The organism is Kineococcus glutinatus (genome assembly GCF_039542765.1).
GTDB classification, from domain to species: Bacteria; Actinomycetota; Actinomycetes; order Actinomycetales; family Kineococcaceae; genus Kineococcus_A; species Kineococcus_A glutinatus.
Genome location: NZ_BAABIL010000299.1, coordinates 1 through 5128 on the forward strand (window position 1 = coordinate 1; position 5128 = coordinate 5128).

Genomic DNA, 5128 nt, shown 5'->3' on the forward strand with positions numbered 1-5128 from the left:
CAGAGCAGCTCGAGCTGCAGCCGCGGCGACGTGGCGCCCGTCATGTCCGCCAGCCCGGCGTTGACCACGTCGGCGGCCCGCGACAGCTCGGCCCGCCCGAAGTGCGCCGCCTGGGCGCGCAGCCGGTCCACCTGGTCCTCCGGGACGCCCAGCACCGCGGCGGCGTCCTCGGGCACGGCTGCCGTGATCACCAGGTCCCGCAGCCGCTGCAGCAGGTCGTCGGCGAAGCGGCGCGGCTCCTGCCCGGAGTCGATGACGCGCTCCACCGCCCGGAAGACCGTCGCCGCGTCGTGCGCCGCCAGCGCCTCCACCACGTCGTCCAGCAGGGAGGCGTGGGTGTACCCCAGCAGCGCCACCGCCCGGTCGTAGGTCAGGCCCTCCTCGTCCGCGCCGGCGATCAGCTGGTCGAGCACGGAGAGGGAGTCGCGCACCGAGCCCGCGCCGGCGCGCACCACGAGCGGCAGCACGCCCTTGCCCACGGGCACGCCCTCGCGCCCGCACAGCTCCTCCAGGTACGCCGACAACCGCGCGGGCGGCACGAGGCGGAAGGGGTAGTGGTGCGTGCGGGAGCGGATGGTCGTGAGCACCTTCTCCGGCTCCGTCGTCGCGAAGACGAACTTCACGTGCGGCGGCGGCTCCTCGACGATCTTGAGCAGGGCGTTGAAGCCCTGCGTGGTGACCATGTGCGCCTCGTCGATGATGTAGACCTTGAACCGGTCGCGCGCCGGGGCGAAGGAGGCCCGCTCGCGCAGGTCGCGGGCGTCGTCGACACCGCCGTGGCTGGCCGCGTCGATCTCGACGACGTCGATGCTGCCGGGGCCGCCCCTGGCCAGGCTCGTGCAGGAGTCGCACACCCCGCACGGGGTGGGGGTGGGGCCCTCGGCGCAGTTGAGGCAGCGGGCCAGGATGCGCGCGCTGGTCGTCTTGCCGCAGCCGCGCGGGCCGGAGAGCAGGTAGGCGTGGGTGGTGCGGCCCTTGGCCAGCGCCTGCAGCAGCGGACCCGTGACGTGCTCCTGGCCGATGACCTCGGCGAAGGACTCCGGGCGGTACCGGCGGTACAGGGCGGTCGACACGGCTCGAGGCTAGCCCCGGGAGCGGACAGCTCCCGCCCGCCGCGGGCGGGGCCGGACGTGGAGGACCCCCCGCGCACCTACCAGAGCCTCCCTACCCTTGCTGCCTTCCGGCCCTGGGGGGGTTCAGCAGGATGGCACCACGCGGGGGGCCGCCTCCACTGTAGACCGCTCCCGGCGGCCGCGGCCAACGCCTCCCCGGGTGCGCGGGCACCCCGCCGGGCGCGCTACGCTCGTCCACGGAGGATTCGCCTAGTGGCCTATGGCGCACGCTTGGAAAGCGTGTTGGGTTAACGCCCTCAGGGGTTCAAATCCCCTATCCTCCGCCCCGAAGGGGCCCGTGCCGCACCCGGCGCGGGCCCCTTCACACATCGCTCACGGGCCCGTCCCGACGTCGGGGCGGTGCGCACGCCGCGGCGCTCATAGACTTCGCAGCGTGATCTTCAAGGCCGTGGGTGATGGGCGCCCCTACCCCGACCACGGGTACGTGCGGACCAGCCAGTGGGCGGACGTCGCGCCTCGGCAGGTCCGCCTGGACGAGCTGGTGACGACGAAGCGGACGCTCGACCTCGACGCGCTGCTGGCCGACGACTCGACGTTCTTCGGCGACCTCTTCGCCCACGTCGTGCAGTGGCGGGGGCAGCTCTACCTGGAGGACGGCCTGCACCGCGCCGTGCGCTGCGCGCTGCACCAGCGGCCGGTGCTGCACGCGCGGGTGCTGGCCCTGCCGGACTGACGCCGCCCGCCGGGCGCCGGTGGCGCCGCCGGGACCGCTGGAGCGATGGAGCCGCAGCACTGCCGAGGGGAGGAGGGACCACGTGCGAGACAGCGGGACCCGGGGTGAGGACCTCCCCGAGGCGCCGGACGGCGCGGCCGGGCCGGAGCCGGCGGACCCCGGTGCGCCGGACTGGGACGCCGAGGACTGGGAGGCCAGGGCCGAGCGGGGCCGCGCCCGCCGGCTGCGGCGCATCCGCCGCCAGCGCATCGTCTTCGCCACCCTCGTCGTCCTGGTGCTGGCGGCGGGCGTGGTGGCGGCCCTGATCGCCACCGGGCGCTGGGAGCCCGGCGAGGACCCGGCGGCGACGGCGGGCCCCACCTGTTCCGGTGCCGCGCCCCCGGCCGCCGCGGCACCGGCCGAGGTGCGCGTGCAGGTCCTCAACTCCACCGACCGGCAGGGCCTGGCCGGCTCGGTCGCCGCGGAGCTGCGCCAGCGGGGTTTCACGGTCACCCTCGTCGACAACGCCGACGGTGGGCCGGTGCCCGAGCCGGCCGCCGTGCGCTACGCACCGCCGGCCCTCCCCGCGGCCCTGGCCGTCGCCTCCCGCGTGCCCGGCGCGGTCCTCGTGGCGGACCCGGCGGCGCCGGAGGTGGCCCTCGTGCTGGGGACCGCGTACGCCCAGCTGGCCCCGGAGGAGGCGCTGGTGCCCGTGCCCGCCCCGCCCGGCGCGGCCGGCTGCACGCCCGGTGCGGTCCCCTGAGGCGCGGACCGGGCCGCTGCGGTGCCCCACGCGCCGGAGCCCCGCACCGGGTGATCGGTGCGGGGCTCCGGGACGAGCGGTGGCGGTGGGATTTGAACCCACGGAGGAGTTGCCCCCTCACACGCTTTCGAGGCGTGCTCCTTAGGCCGCTCGGACACGCCACCGCGTGGAACTCTACACGGCCGGATCGGGCCGGGGTGCCCACACGTCGTCCGCCCGCGGCCGGCCGGACCCGCGCCCGTCGGACCTGCGCCCGTCGAAGAAGCCGGTGAGCAGGCGGGAGCACTCCTCGCCGAGGACGCCGCCGACGACCTCCACGCGGTGGTTGAGCCGGCGGTCGCGCACGACGTCGCGCAGCGACCCCGCCGCGCCGGCCGCCGGGTCCCACGCCCCGAGCACCAGGCGGTCGACGCGGGCGAGGACCACCGCCCCGGCGCACATCGTGCAGGGTTCGAGCGTGACGACCAGCGCGCAGCCCGACAGCCGCCACTCCCCGCGCCGCGCGCCCGCCGCGCGCAGCGCGAGCACCTCCGCGTGCGCGGTCGGGTCGGCCGCCGCCTCGCGCTCGTTGTGCCCGGCGCCGAGGACCTCGCCGCTGCGCTCGTCGACGACCACCGCCCCCACGGGGACGTCGCCGGAGCCGGCGCAGCGGCGCGCCTCGGCCAGCGCCAGCCGCATCCACCCCTCGTGGCGCCGCGGTACGGCGAGCCCCCTCAGCGCAGCGACTCCATGACGTCGGCGCACCCGAGCAGTTCGCCCACCTCGGCCAGCGCGGCGGCGGGGTCGTCACCGCGCTCGGCCAGCTCGAGGAGTTCCCCCGCCGGGCAACCCAGGTCCGACAGCAGGCCGGGGTCCCCCGCCCAGGGCGCGGCCGGCGCGGCGGCCGCACCGGAACCGCCGTCCTCCCCGTCGCCGTCCTCCCCGTCGCCGTCCCCCTCGTCCCCGGCGACCACGGGCGGGGCGACGGGGTACTCGGCGGGGAGGGCGTCGTCGGCGAACAGGCCCGCGTAGCCGCCCGAACCCGCCGCCAGGGCGTCGGAGACGAAGAACCTGGCCTCGCCCGAGGGGTCGGCGCGCACCAGGGCGAACCACTCGTCCTCGCTCTCGATCGCGGCGAGGACGGGCGCCTCCCCGACCGCCGCGGCCCGCAGGACCTCGGCGAGCTCGTCGAGGGAACCGGCCGGCACGTCGACGTCGCGGGCGCGCCACCCGCTGGGGTCCGAGGCGAGGACGGCGGTGAAGTACGGCACGGGCACATCGTGGCACCCGGGCCGCGGTGCGGCCACCACCGCGGCGGCTCACGGCGGGGCGGGGCACGGGTAGGTTCCCGCCATGCGCCTGCACGTCGCCGACCACCCCCTCGTCGCGCACAAGCTCACCGTGCTGCGGGACGGACGCACCGACTCGCCGACCTTCCGGCGCCTCGCCGACGAACTGGTGACGCTGCTGGCCTACGAGGCCACCCGCGAGGTGCGGACGGAGCCCTACCCGATCCGCACGCCCGTCGCCGGGACCACCGGGGTGCGGCTGAGCGCCCCCAAGCCCCTCGTCGTCCCCATCCTGCGGGCCGGTCTCGGGATGCTCGACGGCATGGTGCGGCTGCTGCCGACCGCCGAGGTGGGTTTCCTCGGCATGATCCGCGACGAGGCGACCCTGCAGGCGACGACCTACGCCACGCGCCTGCCCGAGGACCTCTCCGGCCGGCAGTGCTTCGCGCTCGACCCGATGCTCGCCACCGGTGGAACCCTCGTCGCCGCCCTGCGGTTCCTCCTCGAGCGCGGTGCGGTCGACGTCACCGCCATCTGCCTGCTCGCCGCCCCGGAGGGCATCGAGGTGGTGCGCGCCGCCTTCGAGGGCGAGGCGCGCGTGACGGTCGTCACCGCCGCCGTGGACGAGCGGCTCGACGAGAACGGCTACATCGTCCCCGGGCTCGGCGACGCGGGGGACCGGCTCTACGGCGTGGTCTGAGCCCAGTGCGGTCCCGTGCGACCCTGCGCGGTCCCGTGCGGCCCGCGGGCCCGGGGCGGGTGCGGCGCGGGGGCTCGGCGTCACCGCGAAGATCGTGCATGCTTGGCGCCGCGCGGTCGCCGGGGCTCCGTCCGGTGCGCCGCCGGTCGGGAGGTGCGGGTCAGCGGCTCGGGGAGGCGTGGGGATGAACATCAACTGGCGCAGGGTGCTGTGGTGGCTGCTGGTGGCCTTCGTGGTCTACGCCGTCTACCGCTCGCCGAACCAGGCGGCGGACTTCGTGCGCACGGTCGGCACCGCGCTCGGCGAGGTGGTGAACAGCCTCCTCGCGTTCTTCGACCGCGTCCTGCAGGGCTGATGCCGCGCCGGGCCCGTCCCGAGCCGGGTGTGAGCCGGCCGTGAGCGGGTGGGGAACCCGCTGGGAACCCGGGGACGGCGCACCCGGGTCCGGGCAGGTGCCCGACCCCGCGCGCGACACCGGCCCCGTCCCGCCGGTCGAGCCGGTCGACGCCACCGGCAACACCGGGACCGGCGACCCGCTCGTGCAGGGGGTCGTGCTGCCGGCCCTGCTCGACCGCTACTGGGTGCCGGGCGAGCGGCTCGTGGTGGCCGTGC

Annotated in this window: 8 protein-coding genes, 2 tRNA genes and 1 other RNA gene; 6 read left to right on the top strand and 5 right to left on the bottom strand. The window is 76.7% G+C overall.

Annotated features, from left to right (window positions below; all coding sequences use genetic code 11):
• A partial coding sequence (locus ABEB16_RS11735) for a DNA polymerase III subunit gamma and tau (RefSeq protein ID WP_345712435.1) occupies positions 1–1073 on the bottom strand: 1073 nt, incomplete at its 3' end.
• A 57-nt stretch (positions 1074–1130) separates the two neighbouring features.
• An RNA gene (ffs, locus tag ABEB16_RS11740) (signal recognition particle sRNA small type) lies at positions 1131–1227 on the bottom strand.
• An 84-nt stretch (positions 1228–1311) separates the two neighbouring features.
• Here ffs and ABEB16_RS11745 point away from each other — a divergent pair.
• The 3 genes from ABEB16_RS11745 (at position 1312) to ABEB16_RS11755 (ending at position 2548) form a co-directional block, all read left to right on the top strand.
• Positions 1312–1396 (top strand) — tRNA-Ser (locus tag ABEB16_RS11745).
• Between the two features lie 110 nt (positions 1397–1506).
• Positions 1507–1806, top strand: a complete 300-nt coding sequence (locus tag ABEB16_RS11750; RefSeq protein WP_345712436.1) for a type II toxin-antitoxin system VapB family antitoxin — start codon at positions 1507–1509, stop codon at positions 1804–1806.
• 82 nt (positions 1807–1888) lie between these two features.
• Complete coding sequence (locus ABEB16_RS11755) at positions 1889–2548, top strand: LytR C-terminal domain-containing protein (protein ID WP_345712437.1); 660 nt, start codon at positions 1889–1891, stop codon at positions 2546–2548.
• Between the two features lie 77 nt (positions 2549–2625).
• Here the strand turns inward: ABEB16_RS11755 and ABEB16_RS11760 are convergent.
• From ABEB16_RS11760 to ABEB16_RS11770, 3 genes are all read right to left on the bottom strand, one after another.
• Positions 2626–2712 (bottom strand) — tRNA-Ser (locus ABEB16_RS11760).
• A gap of 10 nt (positions 2713–2722) precedes the next feature.
• Positions 2723–3292 (bottom strand): tRNA adenosine(34) deaminase TadA, encoded by a 570-nt coding sequence (tadA, locus tag ABEB16_RS11765; RefSeq protein ID WP_425560172.1) that lies wholly within the window; start codon positions 3290–3292, stop codon positions 2723–2725.
• Positions 3262–3798 carry a tRNA adenosine deaminase-associated protein gene (locus ABEB16_RS11770; RefSeq protein WP_345712438.1) on the bottom strand — a complete coding sequence of 179 codons (537 nt, stop codon included), beginning with the start codon at positions 3796–3798 and terminating at the stop codon, positions 3262–3264. The genes tadA and ABEB16_RS11770 overlap by 31 nt, the downstream gene beginning before the upstream one ends.
• Positions 3799–3880: 82 nt before the next feature.
• Between ABEB16_RS11770 and upp the strand changes: the two genes are divergently transcribed.
• From upp to ABEB16_RS11785, 3 genes are all read left to right on the top strand, one after another.
• Positions 3881–4516, top strand: a complete 636-nt coding sequence (upp, locus tag ABEB16_RS11775; protein WP_345712439.1) for a uracil phosphoribosyltransferase — start codon at positions 3881–3883, stop codon at positions 4514–4516.
• A gap of 184 nt (positions 4517–4700) precedes the next feature.
• Positions 4701–4871: a hypothetical protein gene (locus ABEB16_RS11780; RefSeq protein ID WP_345712440.1), complete on the top strand. Its 171-nt coding sequence runs from the start codon at positions 4701–4703 to the stop codon at positions 4869–4871.
• Positions 4872–4911: 40 nt separating this feature from the next.
• Positions 4912–5128 (top strand): hypothetical protein (locus ABEB16_RS11785; protein ID WP_425560173.1); only part of this gene is annotated, 217 nt, incomplete at its 3' end.

Excerpts from the sequence above, each read along its gene's own strand:
- upp (WP_345712439.1), top strand. The coding sequence starts at position 3,881 with ATGCGCCTGCACGTCGCCGACCACCCCCTCGTCGCGCACAAGCTCACC.
- ABEB16_RS11780 (WP_345712440.1), top strand. The coding sequence starts at position 4,701 with ATGAACATCAACTGGCGCAGGGTGCTGTGGTGGCTGCTGGTGGCCTTC.